General features: G+C 70.6%; 10 protein-coding genes. 6 read left to right on the forward strand and 4 right to left on the reverse strand.

Features of this window, described 5'->3' with window-relative positions; translation table 11 throughout:
* The first annotated feature begins 171 nt into the window (after positions 1 to 171).
* From K6I33_RS04190 to K6I33_RS04200, 3 genes are all read left to right on the forward strand, one after another.
* Positions 172 to 903, forward strand: a complete 732-nt coding sequence (locus tag K6I33_RS04190; protein ID WP_229348311.1) for a VIT1/CCC1 transporter family protein — start codon at positions 172 to 174, stop codon at positions 901 to 903.
* Positions 904 to 1,234: 331 nt separating this feature from the next.
* Entirely contained in the window at positions 1,235 to 5,788 is a 4,554-nt protein-coding gene (gene gltB / locus K6I33_RS04195; RefSeq protein WP_229348312.1) for a glutamate synthase large subunit, read from the forward strand.
* Positions 5,781 to 7,241 (forward strand): glutamate synthase subunit beta, encoded by a 1,461-nt coding sequence (locus K6I33_RS04200; protein ID WP_229348313.1) that lies wholly within the window; start codon positions 5,781 to 5,783, stop codon positions 7,239 to 7,241. The genes gltB and K6I33_RS04200 overlap by 8 nt, the downstream gene beginning before the upstream one ends.
* 78 nt (positions 7,242 to 7,319) lie before the next feature.
* Here the strand turns inward: K6I33_RS04200 and K6I33_RS04205 are convergent, their stop codons facing one another.
* From K6I33_RS04205 to K6I33_RS04215, 3 genes are all read right to left on the reverse strand, one after another.
* Complete coding sequence (locus K6I33_RS04205; RefSeq protein ID WP_229348314.1) at positions 7,320 to 7,988, reverse strand: calcium-binding protein; 669 nt, start codon at positions 7,986 to 7,988, stop codon at positions 7,320 to 7,322.
* Positions 7,985 to 9,178 (reverse strand): non-hydrolyzing UDP-N-acetylglucosamine 2-epimerase, encoded by a 1,194-nt coding sequence (gene wecB, locus K6I33_RS04210; RefSeq protein WP_229348315.1) that lies wholly within the window; start codon positions 9,176 to 9,178, stop codon positions 7,985 to 7,987. Before wecB ends, K6I33_RS04205 begins: the two co-directional genes overlap by 4 nt.
* A 62-nt stretch (positions 9,179 to 9,240) precedes the next feature.
* The gene (locus K6I33_RS04215; protein ID WP_229348316.1) at positions 9,241 to 10,491 is read right to left on the reverse strand and encodes a glycosyltransferase; all 1,251 of its coding nucleotides are present in this window, start codon (positions 10,489 to 10,491) and stop codon (positions 9,241 to 9,243) included.
* Positions 10,492 to 11,057: 566 nt separating this feature from the next.
* Here K6I33_RS04215 and K6I33_RS04220 point away from each other — a divergent pair.
* Together K6I33_RS04220 and K6I33_RS04225 are read left to right on the forward strand one after the other, a co-directional pair.
* The gene (locus tag K6I33_RS04220) at positions 11,058 to 12,905 is read left to right on the forward strand and encodes a DUF2334 domain-containing protein (RefSeq protein ID WP_229348317.1); all 1,848 of its coding nucleotides are present in this window, start codon (positions 11,058 to 11,060) and stop codon (positions 12,903 to 12,905) included.
* Between the two features lie 26 nt (positions 12,906 to 12,931).
* Entirely contained in the window at positions 12,932 to 13,993 is a 1,062-nt protein-coding gene (locus K6I33_RS04225) for a hypothetical protein (protein WP_229348321.1), read from the forward strand.
* A 34-nt stretch (positions 13,994 to 14,027) separates the two neighbouring features.
* On the opposite strand, the gene K6I33_RS04230 is transcribed toward K6I33_RS04225, so the two are convergent.
* A complete protein-coding gene (locus K6I33_RS04230) occupies positions 14,028 to 14,903 on the reverse strand; it encodes a hypothetical protein (RefSeq protein ID WP_229348318.1) in 876 nt (291 codons plus the stop codon).
* Between the two features lie 239 nt (positions 14,904 to 15,142).
* On the opposite strand from K6I33_RS04230, the gene K6I33_RS04235 reads away from it, so the two are divergent.
* On the forward strand, positions 15,143 to 15,931 hold the full coding sequence (locus K6I33_RS04235) for a serine protease (RefSeq protein ID WP_229348319.1): 789 nt from the start codon (positions 15,143 to 15,145) through the stop codon (positions 15,929 to 15,931).
* Positions 15,932 to 16,439 lie beyond the last annotated feature (508 nt).

Below are 16,439 nucleotides of genomic sequence, written 5' to 3' on the forward strand. Positions count from 1 at the left end.
CTTTTTGGTAAACCCGCAGGTCAGCGAGGTAAGTTCGGCCTTCCTTGCTAGCGGATCATGGCCATTCGTGCGTACCTTCGACCCATACGACGCGGAAAGCGGAAACGCGTCATCGCAGAGGGAATGCGGGCGACCCGTCCGCGTCCCTGGGGAAGGGAGCATCTGAACGACATGGCTGTCCTCGATACGGCCGCGGCAACGCACATAGCCCACCGCGACAATCACACCCACCGTGATGTGAACGGCGGCTGGCTGCGGCCCGCCGTGTTCGGGGCCATGGACGGACTGGTCTCCAACGTGGCCCTGATGACGGGTGTGGCCGGTGGCACCGCCTCGTCCAGCGCCATCGTGATCGCCGGTCTGGCCGGGCTCGCGGCCGGGGCGTTCTCGATGGCCGCCGGCGAGTACACCTCCGTCGCCTCGCAGCGCGAGCTGGTCCTCGCCGAGCTGGACGTGGAGCGGCGCGAGCTGCGCAAGCACCCGGCGGACGAGCTGGAGGAGCTGGCCGCGCTCTACGAGTCGCGCGGGGTCGAGCCCGCGCTGGCCCGTGAGGTCGCCCGGCAGCTGTCGAAGGACCCCGAGCAGGCGCTGGAGATCCACGCCCGCGAGGAGCTCGGCATCGACCCGTCCGACCTGCCCTCGCCCACCGTCGCCGCCGCCTCGTCGTTCGCTTCGTTCGCGCTGGGCGCCCTGCTGCCGCTGCTGCCGTACCTGCTCGGGGCCACCGAGCTCTGGCCCGCGGTGCTGCTCGCGCTGGCCGGGCTGTTCGCCTGCGGCGCGGTCGTGGCCCGGGTGACGGCGCGGACGTGGTGGTTCAGCGGGCTTCGGCAGCTGCTGCTCGGCGGTGCCGCGGCGGGTGTGACGTATCTCCTCGGTATTGCCTTCGGAACCGCCATCGGGTAATTCTTATGCGCGCTGCCGTATAACGTGCGTGTTTCTCCACGGTTTCATTTCCTTGGTGACAGGGCACAATCCGGTAGCGCCGCGGGCAATGCCGCCCGTGCCGCACTGTCTCTCGGGCGCGGCCGGGCCTGGCGATCCCAGGGATCCCGTGGCGCCCACCCGACACCTGGTGTCCACATGATGGACTCCACCTTCCGCTCCTCGAGAAGCGACCCATCATGTAAGCCTGCACTGCACCGCACTGCACTGCACCACCTTCTTCGGCGAGGGCCAACGTCGTCCCTCGGCACATGCATCACGCCATGACTGCCAGACGACGACGGGAGCGCCGATGCGCCACGCATCCCACCCCGCCCAGCAGGGGATGTACGACCCGCGGAACGAGCACGACGCCTGTGGCGTGGGCTTTGTCGCGACTCTCACCGGCGAGGCGAGCCATGAGCTCGTGGAGCAGGCGCTCACCGTCCTGCGCAATATGGAGCACCGCGGCGCCACCGGCTCCGACCCCGACACCGGGGACGGCGCCGGCATCCTGATGCAGATCCCCGACGCCTTCCTCAGGGAGAGCGTCGAGGGCTTCGCGCTCCCCGCCGCCGGCTCCTACGCCGTCGGCATCGCCTTCCTCCCGGCCGACGAGCGGGAGGCGGACGCCGCCGTCTCGCGGATCGAGACCATCGCCGCCGAGGAGGGCCTGACCGTCCTCGGCTGGCGCGCCGTCCCCGTCGCCCCCGAGCTGCTCGGCCCCGGCGCCCGCGCCACGATGCCCGCCTTCCGGCAACTGTTCGTGACGGACGGGAAGAACGTCGGCCTCGCCCTCGACCGCAAGGCCTTCGTCCTGCGCAAGCGCTCCGAGCGCGAGGCGGGCGTCTACTTCCCCTCGCTCTCCGCCCGCACCATCGTCTACAAGGGCATGCTCACCACCGGGCAGCTGGAGCCGTTCTTCCCGGACCTCTCCGACCGCCGCTGCGCCACCGCCGTCGCGCTGGTCCACTCCCGGTTCTCCACCAACACCTTCCCGAGCTGGCCGCTCGCCCACCCCTACCGTTTCGTCGCCCACAACGGAGAGATCAACACCGTCCGGGGCAACCGCAACTGGATGCGGGCGCGTGAATCCCAGCTGGCCAGCAGCCTGTTCGGCCAGAGCGAGAACCTCGACCGGATCTTCCCCGTCTGCACCCCCGACGCCTCCGACTCCGCCTCCTTCGACGAGGTCCTGGAGCTCCTCCACCTCGGCGGCCGGTCGCTCCCGCACAGCGTGCTGATGATGATCCCCGAGGCCTGGGAGAACCACGCCTCCATGGATCCCGCCCGGCGGGCGTTCTACCAGTACCACTCCACCCTGATGGAGCCCTGGGACGGCCCGGCCTGCGTCACCTTCACCGACGGCACCGTCGTCGGCGCCGTCCTCGACCGCAACGGCCTGCGCCCCGGGCGCTACTGGGTCACCGACGACGGCCTCGTCGTGCTCTCCTCCGAGGTCGGCGTCCTCGACATCGACCCCGCCAAGGTCGTCCGCAAGGGCCGGCTCCAGCCCGGCAGGATGTTCCTCGTCGACACCGAGAGCCACCGCATCATCGAGGACGACGAGATCAAGGCCGCCCTCGCCGCCGAGCAGCCCTACGAGGAGTGGCTGGAGGCCGGTCTCATCGACCTCGCCGACCTCCCCGAGCGCGAGCACATCGTGCACACCCACGCCTCCGTCACCCGCCGTCAGCAGACCTTCGGCTACACCGAGGAGGAGCTGCGCGTCATCCTCGCCCCGATGGCCGAGGCCGGGGCGGAGCCCATCGGCTCGATGGGCACGGACTCGCCGATCGCGGCGCTCTCCGCGCGGCCGCGGCTGCTCTTCGACTACTTCACCCAGCTCTTCGCCCAGGTCACCAACCCCCCGCTGGACGCCATCCGCGAGGAGCTCGTCACCTCGCTGATCTCCTCCCTCGGACCGCAGCGCAATCTGCTGGACCCCACCGCCGCGTCCTGCCGCAGCGTCACCCTGCCCTTCCCCGTCATCGACAACGACGAGCTCGCCAAGCTCATCCACATCAACGCCGACGGCGACCTGCCGGGCCTCAAGGCCGCGACGCTCTCCGGCCTCTACCGCGTCGCCGGAGGCGGCGAGGCGCTCGCCGCCCGCCTGACGGCCATGTGCGCGGAGGCCGACGCCGCCATAGAGAACGGCGCCCGGCTCATCGTGCTCTCCGACCGGCACTCCGACGCCGAGCACGCCCCCATCCCTTCGCTGCTGCTCACCTCGGCCATCCATCACCACCTCATCCGCACCAAGCAGCGCACCCAGGTGGGCCTGCTGGTCGAGGCCGGTGACGTCCGCGAGGTCCACCACGTCGCGCTGCTCATCGGTTACGGCGCGGCGGCCGTGAACCCGTACCTGGCGATGGAGTCCGTCGAGGATCTCGTCCGCGCGGGCACGTTCCTGCCGGACACCGCCCCCGAGGACGCCATCCGCAACCTCATCAAGGCGCTCGGCAAGGGCGTCCTGAAGGTCATGTCCAAGATGGGCATCTCCACCGTCGCCTCCTACCGGGGCGCCCAGGTCTTCGAGGCCGTCGGTCTCGACGAGTCCTTCGTCGACACCTACTTCCACGGCACCGCCACCAAGATCGGCGGAGCCGGGCTGGACGTCGTCGCCAAGGAGGTCGCGGCCCGGCACGCCAAGGCCTACCCCGCCACCGGCATCCCCGCCACCCACCGCCGCCTCGACATAGGCGGCGAGTACCAGTGGCGCCGCGAGGGCGAGCCGCACCTCTTCGACCCCGAGACCGTCTTCCGGCTCCAGCACTCCACCCGTGCCCGGCGCTACGACATCTTCAAGCAGTACACCCGGCGCGTGGACGAGCAGTCCGAGCGGCTGATGACCCTGCGCGGGCTGTTCTCCTTCAACAGCGACCGCCCCTCGATCCCCCTCGACGAGGTCGAGCCCGTCGGCGAGATCGTCAAGCGCTTCTCCACCGGCGCCATGTCCTACGGCTCCATCTCCCAGGAGGCCCACGAGACCCTCGCCATCGCCATGAACCGGCTGGGCGCCAAGTCCAACACCGGTGAGGGCGGCGAGGACCCCGAGCGCCTCTACGACCCCGCGCGCCGCTCCAGCATCAAGCAGGTGGCCTCCGGCCGCTTCGGCGTGACCAGCGAATACCTGGTCAACTCCGACGACATCCAGATCAAGATGGCCCAGGGCGCCAAGCCCGGCGAGGGCGGCCAGCTGCCCGGCCACAAGGTCTACCCCTGGGTCGCGAGGACCCGGCACTCCACCCCGGGTGTCGGCCTGATCTCGCCGCCCCCGCACCACGACATCTACTCCATCGAGGACCTCGCCCAGCTCATCCACGACCTCAAGAACGCCAACCCCGCCGCCCGCATCCATGTGAAGCTGGTGTCCGAGGTCGGCGTCGGCACGGTCGCCGCGGGCGTCTCCAAGGCCCACGCCGACGTCGTCCTGATCTCCGGCCACGACGGCGGCACCGGCGCCTCCCCGCTCACCTCCCTCAAGCACGCGGGCGGCCCCTGGGAGCTGGGCCTCGCCGAGACCCAGCAGACCCTGCTCCTCAACGGCCTGCGCGACCGCATCGTCGTCCAGACCGACGGCCAGCTCAAGACCGGCCGCGACGTCGTGATCGCCGCCCTCCTCGGCGCCGAGGAGTTCGGCTTCGCCACCGCGCCGCTCGTCGTCTCCGGCTGCGTCATGATGCGCGTCTGCCACCTCGACACCTGCCCCGTCGGCATCGCCACCCAGAACCCCGTCCTGCGCGAGCGGTTCGCCGGCAAGGCCGAATTCGTCGTCAACTTCTTCGAGTTCATCGCCGAGGAGGTCCGCGAAATCCTCGCCGAGCTGGGCTTCCGCACCCTGGAAGAGGCCGTCGGCCACGCCGAGCTCCTCGACACCACCCGCGCCGTCGGCCACTGGAAGGCCCAGGGCCTGGACCTCCAGCCGCTGCTCCACGTCCCCGACCTGCCCGCCGGCGCCGTGCGCCACCGCACCACCGCCCAGGACCACGGCCTGGCCAAGGCGCTCGACAACGAGCTGATCAAGCTCGCCGCCGACGCCCTCGACACCGTCGGCGACGAGGAACCGCAGCCCGTCCGCGCCCAGGTGGCCATCCGCAACGTCAACCGGACCGTCGGCACCATGCTCGGCCACGAGGTCACCAAGAAGTACGGCGGCGCGGGCCTGCCCGACGACACCGTCGACATCACCTTCACCGGCTCCGCCGGCCAGTCCTTCGGCGCCTTCCTGCCGCGCGGCGTCACCCTGCGCCTGGAGGGCGACGCCAACGACTACGTCGGCAAGGGCCTCTCCGGCGGCCGGATCGTCGTCCGCCCCGACCGGGGCGCCGACCACCTCGCCGAGTACTCCACCATCGCCGGCAACACCCTCGCCTACGGCGCCACCGGCGGCGAGATGTTCCTGCGCGGCAGCGTCGGCGAACGCTTCTGCGTCCGCAACTCCGGCGCCACCGTCGTCTCCGAGGGCGTCGGTGACCACGGCTGCGAGTACATGACCGGCGGCCGGGCCGTCGTCCTCGGACCCACCGGCCGCAACTTCGCGGCCGGCATGTCCGGCGGCGTCGCCTACGTCGTCGACCTCGACCCCCGCAACGTCAACAAGGAACTGGCAGGAGCCGTCGAACCCCTCGACGACGCCGACCGCCGGTGGCTGCACGACGTCGTGCGCCGCCACCACGAGGAGACCGCCTCCACCGTCGCGGCCGGCCTCCTCACCGACTGGGACACGGCGGCGACCCGCTTCCGCAAGGTCCTGCCCACCACCTACAAGGCAGTGCTCGCCGCCAAGGACGCCGCCGAGCGAGCCGGTCTGACCGAGACCGAGACCCACCGGAAGATGATGGAGGCGGCGACCCATGGCTGACCCGAAGGGCTTTCTGACCACCGACCGCGTCCTCGCCCGCACTCGCCCCGTCGAGGAGCGCGTCCGCGACTGGAACGAGGTCTACGTCCCCGGCTCCCTCCTGCCCGTCATCAGCAAGCAGGCGAGCCGCTGCATGGACTGCGGCATCCCGTTCTGCCACAACGGCTGCCCGCTGGGGAACCTCATCCCCGAGTGGAACGACTACGCCTACCGCGACGACTGGCAGGCCGCCTCCGAGCGACTCCACGCGACCAACAACTTCCCCGAGTTCACCGGCCGCCTCTGCCCCGCCCCCTGCGAGTCCGCCTGCGTGCTCGGCATCAACCAGCAGCCCGTCACCATCAAGAACGTCGAAGTCACCATCATCGACAAGGCCTGGGAATCCGGCGACGTCACCCCCCAGCCGCCCGAGCGGCTCTCCGGCAAGACCGTCGCCGTCATCGGCTCCGGCCCGGCCGGCCTCGCCGCCGCCCAGCAGCTCACCCGCGCCGGCCACACCGTCGCCGTCTACGAGCGCGCCGACCGCGTCGGCGGCCTGCTGCGCTACGGCATCCCCGAGTTCAAGATGGAGAAGCGGCACATCAACCGGCGCATCGAGCAGATGCGCGCGGAGGGCACCAAGTTCCGCACCGAGGTGGAGATCGGGCGCGACATCGACGCGGCGAAGCTGCGCCGGCGCTACGACGCCGTCGTCATCGCCGCCGGCGCCACCACCTCCCGCGACCTGCCCGTGCCCGGCCGCGACCTCAAGGGCGTCCACTTCGCCATGGAGTACCTGCCCGCCGCCAACAAGGTGCAGGAGGGCGACTACGTCACCTCGCCCATCACCGCCGAGGGCAAGCACGTCGTCGTCATCGGCGGCGGCGACACCGGCGCCGACTGCGTCGGCACCGCCCACCGGCAGGGCGCGGCCTCCGTCACCCAGCTGGAGATCATGCCCCGGCCGGGGGAGGAGCGCGCCTCCCACCAGCCCTGGCCGACCTTCCCCATGCTCTACAAGGTCACCTCGGCGCACGAGGAGGGCGGCGAGCGCGTCTACTCCGTCTCCACCACCCGCTTCGAGGGCGACGAGGACGGCAACGTCCAGTGGCTCCACCTGGCGGAGGTCGAGTTCACCGACGGCAAGCTCCACCAGAAGCCCGGCACCGAACGTCGCATCCCGGCCCAGCTCGTCACCCTCGCGATGGGTTTCACGGGAACGGACCGGCAGAACGGTCTCGTCGAGCAGTTCGGACTGGAACTGGACGAGCGCGGCAACGTCGCGCGGGACGCCGACTACGCCACCAACGTCCCCGGTGTCTTCGTCGCCGGCGACGCGGGACGTGGCCAGTCCCTGATCGTCTGGGCCATCGCGGAAGGACGCTCCGCCGCCCGCGGCGTCGACCGCTACCTGACGGGTTCCAGCACGCTGCCCGCGCCGGTCCTCCCGACCGACCGCGCGCTGACGGCGTAGCGGAACCGCACACCGGACGGGCTGACACCGGCGTCAGCCCGTCCGGCGTTTGAGGACACAGCGCAGTGGCCCGTCCGGCTATTCCGCCGGCTCCGCCGCGATGTCGCTGAACACCACCCGGGCGTCCTCCGTGTACGCCCCGATGCCGCCCCGCAGATACGGGCGCTCCCGGTCCTCGTAGGCGACCAGGCCCTTGCCGTCGACGCTCACCTCCATGTGCGCGCCGCGCTGGGCCACCTTCACCCCCGACCACCGGCCGATCGGGAAGCCCTCCGAGCCCGTGGCCAGGAACCGCTGCCCCCCGGGGTACGCCGGATCACGCTTGCCCAGCTCCCAGCCGTTGGGCTTGAGGGTGATGTAGTAGAAGTGCTCCGGGTCCGTGTACGCCCACACCAGCCACGGCACCTCCCAGGGATTGGGCTTGGGGGTGCGCAACTGGGCGACCGTGCGCATCCGGGCCTGGAGGTTCATGTCGCCGAACTCCTGGGTCGACACGATCAGCCCGGCGTGGGTCTCGCCCGGCTCCCGCGAGGGCTTGGGGGAGAGGGCCAGGCCGTCGTGGCGGCCGATGTTCTCGCCGTGTCCGTCGAAGACCGACCGCCACGGGCCGTGGACCGATCCCTCGGCCCACGGCCGGGCCGGCTCGCCGTCCCCGCCGCCCCAGATCGCGTTCACCGCGAAGGCGAGCCCCGCCACCACGGCGGCGCCGAACAGGGCGAGGGCGAGGAGCCGGTGAACTCTCGTCATGCCGTCGAGTATGACCCCGGAGTGCCGGGCTGGGGGACGACCAGGGGTTCCGGCACGGTCACCGCGCCGGCGTCCGCGCCGAAGTCCTCGGCCAGCTGTGCCACGATCCGCTCGGTGGCGAGCCCGTCCCCGAAGGGATTACCCGCCTTCGCCATCCGCGCGTAGGCCTCCCCGTCGTCCAGCAGGGCCGTCGCGGCGTCCAGGATGGCCTGTGGTTCGGTGCCCACGAGCCGGGCCGCGCCCGCCTCCACCGCCTCGGGCCGCTCGGTGGTCGTGCGCAGCACCAGGGTGGGCTTGCCGAGGGTGGGGGCCTCCTCCTGGATGCCGCCGGAGTCGGTCAGGACGAGGTCGCAGCCGGCGAGCGTGGCGGAGAAGTCCACATAGCCCAGCGGCTCGACGATCCGGACGGCCGGGTGGTCGGACAGCTCCGGCAGCAGGGCCTCGCGGACGGCGGGGCTCTTGTGGAGCGGCAGGACGATCTCGACGTCGCCCCGGTCGGCGAGGTGGCGCAGGGTCCTGCCCATGGCGCGCATCTTGTCGCCCTGGTTCTCGCGGCGGTGGAGGGTGACCAGGACGCGCCGCAGGTCGCTGTGGAAGAGGTCGCGGCCGTTGCCCTGGTCCAGGACCCACAGGAGGTTGTCGATGACGGTGTTGCCGGTGACGAACACCTCGGCGGCCGGCACTCCCTCCGCGGTGAGGTGGCCGGCCGCCCGGGTGGTGGGCGCGAAGTGCCAGCGCGCCATGCGGCCTATGAGCCGGCGGTTGAGCTCCTCGGGGAAGGGGTTGTCCAGCACTCCGGTGCGCAGCCCGGCCTCGACGTGGGCGACGGGGATGTGCTCGTAGAAGGCGGCGAGGGCGCCGGTGAGGGCGGAGGTGGTGTCGCCCTGGACGACGACGAGGTCGGGCCGGTGGGTGCGGACGACCTCGCCCAGGCCGTCCACCAGCCGGGCGGTGAGCTTGGAGAGCTCCTGCCGGTCGCGCATCACGTCGAGCTCGACGCTCGCGGGGACCTGGAGGAGTTCCAGCATCTGGTGGAGCATCTCGCGGTGCTGGCCGGTGGTGACGACGACGGGTTCGAAGAGCGGGGAGGCGGCCATGGCGCGGGCCACGGGCGCGAGCTTGATGGCTTCGGGCCGCGTGCCCAGGACGAGCATGGCGCGCACGGGCGTGGTGATGACGTTCGGGGACATGGTTCTCCCTCGGAAGGTGCGTGCTTGACCGATGAGTGGAGATGCGTGGAGGAGTCGGCGCGTCAGGTGCGCGCGGTCTTGAGCCAGGTCTGCTTGCCCGTGAGCATGCGCCACAGGCCCCACCAGCCGGCCGCGAACCAGATGTAGCCGTAGATGACGAAGAGGTGGGAGAGGAGGACGGCGCGGACGAGTCCGAGCCCCCGCTCGCGTCGTGAGTAGACCCAGCCGTAGGCGTACGCCGCGGTGAAGGACAGGATGTACGGGCCGATGATCCACATGGGGGACACCAGCGGACGCCCGGCCTCGACCGAGCCGATGAGGGTGCCGCCGACCGCGACGACGAAGGACAGCGGCAGCAGCGAGGTGAGCAGGATCAGCACCGGGCTGGAGAGGTGGTAGAGCAGGTCGACGGCGGCTTTGGTGGGCACCTCGCGCAGGATCAGCGGGACCAGTCCGGCGGACTGGAGGTGCCCCTGGAACCAGCGGGAGCGCTGGCGCACGAGCCGGCGTACGTCGAGGACGGCCTGCTGGCTGACCGCGGCGGTGGTGCAGTGGTGGTTGGTCCAGCCGCGTGCGATCAGGCGTACTCCGAGATCGAGGTCCTCGGTCAGGGAGTCGCTCCAGGGGCCGTTGCCGTCCTTCATGAGGGTGTCGAGGGCGGAGAGCCGCATGAACTGGCCGTTGCCGCCCATGCCGACGCTGCCGAAATAGCGCCGGGCGGACTGGAAGATATCGCCGTAGATGACGAATTCCATGTCCTGGAGCCGGGCGAGGACGCCCTGGTGACGGTTGTACATCCGCACGCCGACCTGGGTGGCGCCGGTGCGCGGGTCGTCGAAGTAGGGGTCGACGGCCTGGACGATGTGGGGGTCGAGGCGGCCGTCGGCGTCCACGACGCAGACGATGACGTCGGCGGGGTCGCGGCCTTCGAGGATGCCGGAGTCCCGCAGGTGGCGGATGCCCGCGTTGAGGGCGGCGCCCTTGCCCTTGCGGGCGTTGGGCAGGTGCCGCTGGAGGAGCTTGACCCGGTCGGGGTCGGCGGCGCGGGCGATATCGGCGGTGCGGTCGTCGGAGGCGTCGTCGATGACGAGGGCCATGAAGTTCCCGGCCGGCAGCGAGGTGATCCGGGCCAGGCTCTCGGAGAGCACCTTTTCCTCGTTCAGACAGGCGAGGAGAAAGATGTAGAGACGCTCGGCGCGGGGGCCGCGATCACGGCGGACCCGCCGTCTCGACAGAACGAACAGGGTGGAGTTGTAGCAGCCCGCCATCACGATGATGGCGATGCTGGACCAGAGAAGAACCTCCGTGATCATGAACGTTCACCGGAGTTCCGGAGAACGAACCAGAATTTCGCCGAAAGAAGTGCTGCGGCTATCGCGCAGTAGAGCAGGAATCCGGCACCGGCCGCTTCCTGGAGTCCCCTGGCAAAGGGTATGCCCGGCAGAACTTCTGGGGCTGCCGTCAGTCCGGCCATGGGCAGGACTGTCCCCAGAGCGGGTTTTCCGTACATGAGTTCCCCCCGGATTGCGCCTCGTTCGTCGTGCTGAGGCGTGCGCAGGGAAGGTATCAGATGACCAGCTGCAATTAACCCTTCATGGTGAGAGATGTTGAATCGGAACAGAGAATTCTGTGGACCAACCGGTAGTTATGCCTGATCGCGTGGCGCATGTGACGGGTGGGATTGAAGGTCTGCACCAATGGGCTGTGAGTAATTGAACGGTCCGGACCAAGGCTGTCTATTGACACCCTTCTAACGGGCCACAAGAATCAGCCAACTGTCGGGACTTCACATCAGCGGCCGGCGCCCTCATCGGCAGGCGCCCCGGGTGAAGTGCCGGCCAATAGCCGGTAAAGACCGGCCGATCAGGGGGGAACAACAATGGAAAAGACGCGGGGGAGAACACGGGTTTCCCGGGTCCCGCTCATCCTGTCCGTCATCGCCGCCCTACTGGGCGGCTTCGTTCTGTCGACGGGCGCCGAGGCCGCGATAGGCGGTGGCGGTGGCTGGAAGCCCCGCCCCTCGTACGGTCTCAAGGGGGTCGACAAGGCCTCGCTCTCGGGGGCCAGCACCAAGGACCTCAAGGCGTGGGTCGCCGCCCGGCTGGCGAACGACCGCCAGCGCCGCGCGCACAAGCTCACCATCACTCCGGCCGTGGCGCCCAAGGCGACCGTCAAGGCCGCGTCCGTACAGACCCTCGCCGCCGCGGCCGGCCCCTCGGCCCTCGTCCTCTACGACAACACCGGGCCCTACGGCTACCTCGGCGAGCTCTACGCGATGGCGATCGCCAATCTCTCGGGCCACTTCGGCACCGTCACCTCCAAGCCCGTCTCCGCCTACACGGCGGGCATGGTGGAGCAGTACACCGCCACCATCTACGTCGGCTCGACCTACTACGGCGGCTCGATCCCGGACGCCGTCCCGGCCGCCTTCTACCAGGACGCGCTGAACACCGGTAAGCCCATCGACTGGATCGGCGACAACATCTGGAACATGGCCAACGCCGTGGGCATCGAGACCTTCAAGCGGAAGTACGGCTGGGACCCCACCAACTCGTACTTCGACAACGGCAGCGGCGTCGGCAACATCACCCAGGTCGCGTACAAGAACCAGACGCTGACCCGGAAGATCCCCACGGGCTACGACGGCGGTGTGCTCCACCCGGCCCTCTCCGGCGCCGGCTACCCGGCGGTGACCACCCTCGCCCAGGCCACGGACTCCATCAGCGGGGCCACCAGCCCCTGGGCGATCCGCTCGGCCAACCTCACCTACGTCGGGGAGATCCCCTTCAGCTATGTCTCCGAGTCGGACCGCGTGATCGTCTTCGAGGACCTCCTCTTCGACGCGCTCGCCCCGGCGACCGCCGAGCGCCACCGGGCGTTCGTACGGCTGGAGGACATCAGCCCCAAGTCCGACCCGACGGAGCTGCGGGCGATGGCCGACTACCTGGCCTCGCAGAACATCCCCTACGGGATCAACGTCATCCCCGTCTACACCGACCCCAAGGGCGTCTACAACAACGGCAAGGCCGAGACGATCTCCCTGGCCCAGGCCCCGCAGGTCGTCTCCGCGCTGAAGTACATGCTCCAGCACGGCGCCGTCCTGATGAACCACGGCTACACCCACCAGTACAGCAACATCAACAACCCCTACACCGGCGTCACGGGCGACGACTTCGAGTTCTTCCGCGCCCACGTCGACGCCAACGACAACGTCGTCTACGACGGGCCGCCCGCCGAGGACAACGCCGTCTGGGCCCAGACCCGGGTGACCTCGGCCTTCGCCGCCTTCACCGCGGCCGGCCTGCCCAAGCCCACCCTCTGGACGACCCCGCACTACGCCGCCTCGGCCACCGACTACAAGGTCTTCGGGCAGAACTACACGGCGCGGCTGGAGCGTTCGCTGTACTTCGCCGGAACGCTGAGCGGCGGAACGGTGAACCCCACGCGGTACATCGGCCAGTTCTTCCCGTACGCGGTCAAGGACGTCTACGGTACGACCGTGCTCCCCGAGAACATCGGGAACTACGAGCCCGTGCCCTACAACAACCACCCGGCACGGCTCCCCGCCGACCTGATCAACTCCGCCAAGGCCAATCTGGCGGTCCGCGACGGAGTGGCCAGCTTCTTCTACCACCCCTACTACGCCGTGGACCCGCTGAAGCAGACGATCGAGGGCATCAAGGCCCTGGGCTACACCTTCGTCGGCCCGTCGGCTCTCGCTCAGTGAACAGGAGCCCGAGTTAAGTGAACGCGATGAGGAGGACGGCCGCCGCCCTGGCGACGGTGGCCGTCCTCCTCGTCGCCGGATGCTCGTCGTCCGGCGACGAGGACCCCACCCCCGGCCCGTCCGCGAGCGACCGCGACGGACGGCCCGACGACAGGAAGGTGAGCGGGTTGCGGGGCATGACGCTCCCCTCGTGGAACACCGACGACTACGCCGGTCCCAAGGCCGAAACGTATCTTCGGCAGATCGCCGCCACCGGCGCCCGATGGGTGACCTTCACCCCCACCTGGTACCAGGACCGGGTCACCGACTCGGCCATGCGCACCACGGGCGAGACGGCGAGCGACGACAGCCTGCGGCACATCATCAAGCTCGCCCACGACTCCGGGCTGAAGACGATGATCAAGCCCCATGTCGACCTGACCAAGGGCGGCGACCGCGCCGAGATCAAGCCCAAGGACCGCGACGCCTGGTTCGCGGCGTACGGACGCTTCATCACCCACTACGCCCAGCTGGCCGCCGACACCGGCGTCGAGCAGTTCTCGGTCGGCACCGAGCTCGCGGGCACCTCACAGGACGGCGAGCGCTGGGGGAGGACCATAGCCGCGATCCGTGGGCACTACAAGGGCCCGCTGACGTACGCCGCCAACTACGACGAGTACCAGAAGATCCCCTTCTGGAAGGACCTCGACGTCATCGGCATCGACGCCTACTGGCCGCTGGCCGACAAGGCCACCGCGGACCCGGCCCGGCTGAGGGACGCCTGGCGGCCCATCGTGGACGAGCTCGCCGCGTTCTCGGCCCGGCAGCAACGGAAGATCCTCTTCACCGAGGCGGGCTACGTCAGCCAGCGCGGCACGACCACGGCCCCGTACTCCTGGACCGTCAGCAAGCGCGACGGCGACGCCGAACAGGCGGCCGCCTACGAGGCCCTGTTCGCCACCTTCGAGGGCAAGCCGTGGTGGGCGGGGGTGTGCTGGTGGATGTGGGACGACTGGCCCGACAGCGGTGAGACCGCGAAACGGCTGGCGTACACGCCGCACGGGAAGCCGGCGGAGCAGGTCCTGAGGAAGTGGTGGGGCAAGCAGTAGCGGCCGGGGGCCCGGGGCGGAGCCCCGGGAATCCCTACGTGTCGCACTCCAGCTCCGTCCGGCACAGAACGCACCGCGCCCGCAGATGCCCCCGCACCGGCACCCGGATCCGCTGACAGCACGTGGGGCAGTCGAAGAGGACCTTCGAGGGACCCGCGCCCTCGAAGGCGTACCCCGCGTCCGCCGAGGCGGCCCGCGCGCGCCGGTCCCGCGCGTAGCGGTGCCGCCCCAGCCGGCCCGCGCCCACCAGCGGCGGCCGCCGCTCGTCGCGGCGGGCCCGCTCCCGCCCCCGGGTGTACGCCTCGTACGCCTGTGGGCTGGTGAACCACGGCGAGGGGTCCTCCCCGAAGGCCAGCGCCCGTTTCGCCAGCACGTACCCGAACTCCTCCGGGGTGAGGTACCCGAGCTTCTGCGTGGCGGCCGACGACTCCCGGTACGCGTCCAGCAGCAGCCACCCCGCCCCCAGGTACGCGGCGGCGGTGTCCGTGAGGATCTCGTTGTCCCGGGTGCCGGGGAACTCCAGCCCCAGCCGGTGGAGATAGACGTGCATGACCTCGTGGGAGAGGGCGGCGCCGACGTCCCTGCGGTGCTCCTTGAAACGGGAGTTGAGCTCGATGAAGTACTCCGGCCCGGCCGCGAGCTCCACGCTCCCGGCGTGCCGCATGTCGCGGAAGCTGACGATCATCCGGGCGTCCGGCAGCCGCAGGTGCCGCACCATCTCGCGGGCGACCCGCTGCACACCGAGGTAGGGGTCCTCGTCGTCGGAGAAGGCCACGTCCACCGGGAGGACGCTGGCGCCGAAGGCGTGGACGCCGTCGTAGGAGAGCCGCCGGTAGAGCGCCGTGATCGCCGACCGTACGGTCCCGGCGTGCGGGAATCCGTGCTGGATCGCGATGCCGTCCGAGCCCACGCGTGACCACCCCCTGAGGTTGGCGCTGCTTTTCCACTGTAGGGGCGGAACCGCTGCCTCGACTGTCCGAAAAGGCGGCTAGGTCGCAGCCGTCCCCCGGCCCGATAATCGCAACGCGCATTGTCATGAGCCCAACAAGGCCGAGGAGGGCCGCCCGGACCCGGAGGGCCCGGCACCCCACCGCCCCCTCAGCCCGCTCATCCGCGCGATGCGCACAACCTCCCACGAAAGGAAGAGCGTTGCGCAACCACCTCAAAGCGCTCAGGAGATGCACGGCCGTCGGCGCGGTCGCCCTCGCCGCGCTCAGCCTCCAGCCCGGCACCGCCCAGGCGGCGGAGCCCGGACCCGGTGTCGTCGGCGGCGTCCGCGCCGCGCAGGGCGAGTTCCCGTGGATGGTGCGGCTGTCCATGGGCTGCGGCGGAGCCCTCTACACCCGGCAGATCGTCCTCACCGCCGCCCACTGCGTGAACGGCAGCGGCGCCAACACCTCCATCACCGCCACCGCGGGCGTCGTCGACCTGCAGTCCTCCCAGGCCGTCAAGGTCAAGTCCACCCAGGTCCTCCAGGCCCCCGGCTACAACGGCAAGGGCAAGGACTGGGCGCTGATCAAGCTCGCCAGACCGCTCGACCTCCCCACCCTCAAGACCGCGGACACCACCGCCTACAACCAGGGCACCTTCACCGTCGCCGGCTGGGGCGCCGACCGCGAGGGCGGCAGCCAGCAGCGCTTCCTGCTCAAGGCCGACGTGCCCTACGTCGACGACGCCACCTGCCAGGGCGCCTACGGCGACAGCCTCACCCCCGGCGAGGAGATCTGCGCCGGCCTCATGGACACCGGTGGCGTGGACACCTGCCAGGGCGACTCCGGCGGCCCCATGTTCCGCAAGGACGACGCCGGCGCCTGGATCCAGGTCGGCATCGTCAGCTGGGGCAACGGCTGCGCCCGCCCCGGCTACCCCGGCGTCTACACCGAGGTGAGCACCTTCGCCGCGGACATCGCCTCAGCCGCCGCGGGCCTCGGCGGCTGAGCCGGCCGCCGGACCGGTGACCGGACCCGCCCGGCCCGCACCGCGCGCCCGGCCTGTACCACGCGACCCGCGCCACGACCGCCCGACCCGGCCGGTACCGCGTGGTCCTCACCCGTACGCGCGGCCGTCCGCACCCGGACGGACCAGCGCCGGCGCGGGTTCCGGCGGCCCGCCCCCGACCCCGCCGAGCCGCACTTTGGTATGACGCGGGAGGGTCCCCGTCATCCTTTCGGCCGAGACGAGAATGGTCGGACAGTCGAGGTGTGGGGCGGATAAACGTCCGTAACGTAAGGGACGCGGCCGCCGGGGGACCGGCGGCCGACCGAGCCGCCCGCCATGGAAAGGCACCCCGTGTCCGTCACGTCCCGTCTCGCCGCCGCCACCGTCCTCGCCGCCGCCGTCGCGGCCGTGGCGTATCCGGCGACGACCGCCGTCGCGGCCGACCGGGACGGAAGCGTCATCGTCGTGGGCAAGCCCGCCGACGCCGCCCCCGCCGTGGCCCCCGTAC

It is taken from the genome of Streptomyces sp. UNOB3_S3 (assembly GCF_020740895.1).
GTDB lineage: Bacteria > Actinomycetota > Actinomycetes > Streptomycetales > Streptomycetaceae > Streptomyces.

What these genes read in the sequence shown, in the direction of transcription:
- K6I33_RS04190 (WP_229348311.1), top strand. Translation starts at nt 172, where the DNA reads ATGGCTGTCCTCGATACGGCCGCGGCAACGCACATAGCCCACCGCGAC.
- gltB (WP_229348312.1), top strand. Translation starts at nt 1,235, where the DNA reads ATGCGCCACGCATCCCACCCCGCCCAGCAGGGGATGTACGACCCGCGG.
- K6I33_RS04200 (WP_229348313.1), top strand. Translation starts at nt 5,781, where the DNA reads ATGGCTGACCCGAAGGGCTTTCTGACCACCGACCGCGTCCTCGCCCGC.
- K6I33_RS04205 (WP_229348314.1), bottom strand. Translation starts at nt 7,988, where the DNA reads ATGACGAGAGTTCACCGGCTCCTCGCCCTCGCCCTGTTCGGCGCCGCC.
- wecB (WP_229348315.1), bottom strand. Translation starts at nt 9,178, where the DNA reads ATGTCCCCGAACGTCATCACCACGCCCGTGCGCGCCATGCTCGTCCTG.
- K6I33_RS04215 (WP_229348316.1), bottom strand. Translation starts at nt 10,491, where the DNA reads ATGATCACGGAGGTTCTTCTCTGGTCCAGCATCGCCATCATCGTGATG.
- K6I33_RS04220 (WP_229348317.1), top strand. Translation starts at nt 11,058, where the DNA reads ATGGAAAAGACGCGGGGGAGAACACGGGTTTCCCGGGTCCCGCTCATC.
- K6I33_RS04225 (WP_229348321.1), top strand. Translation starts at nt 12,932, where the DNA reads ATGAGGAGGACGGCCGCCGCCCTGGCGACGGTGGCCGTCCTCCTCGTC.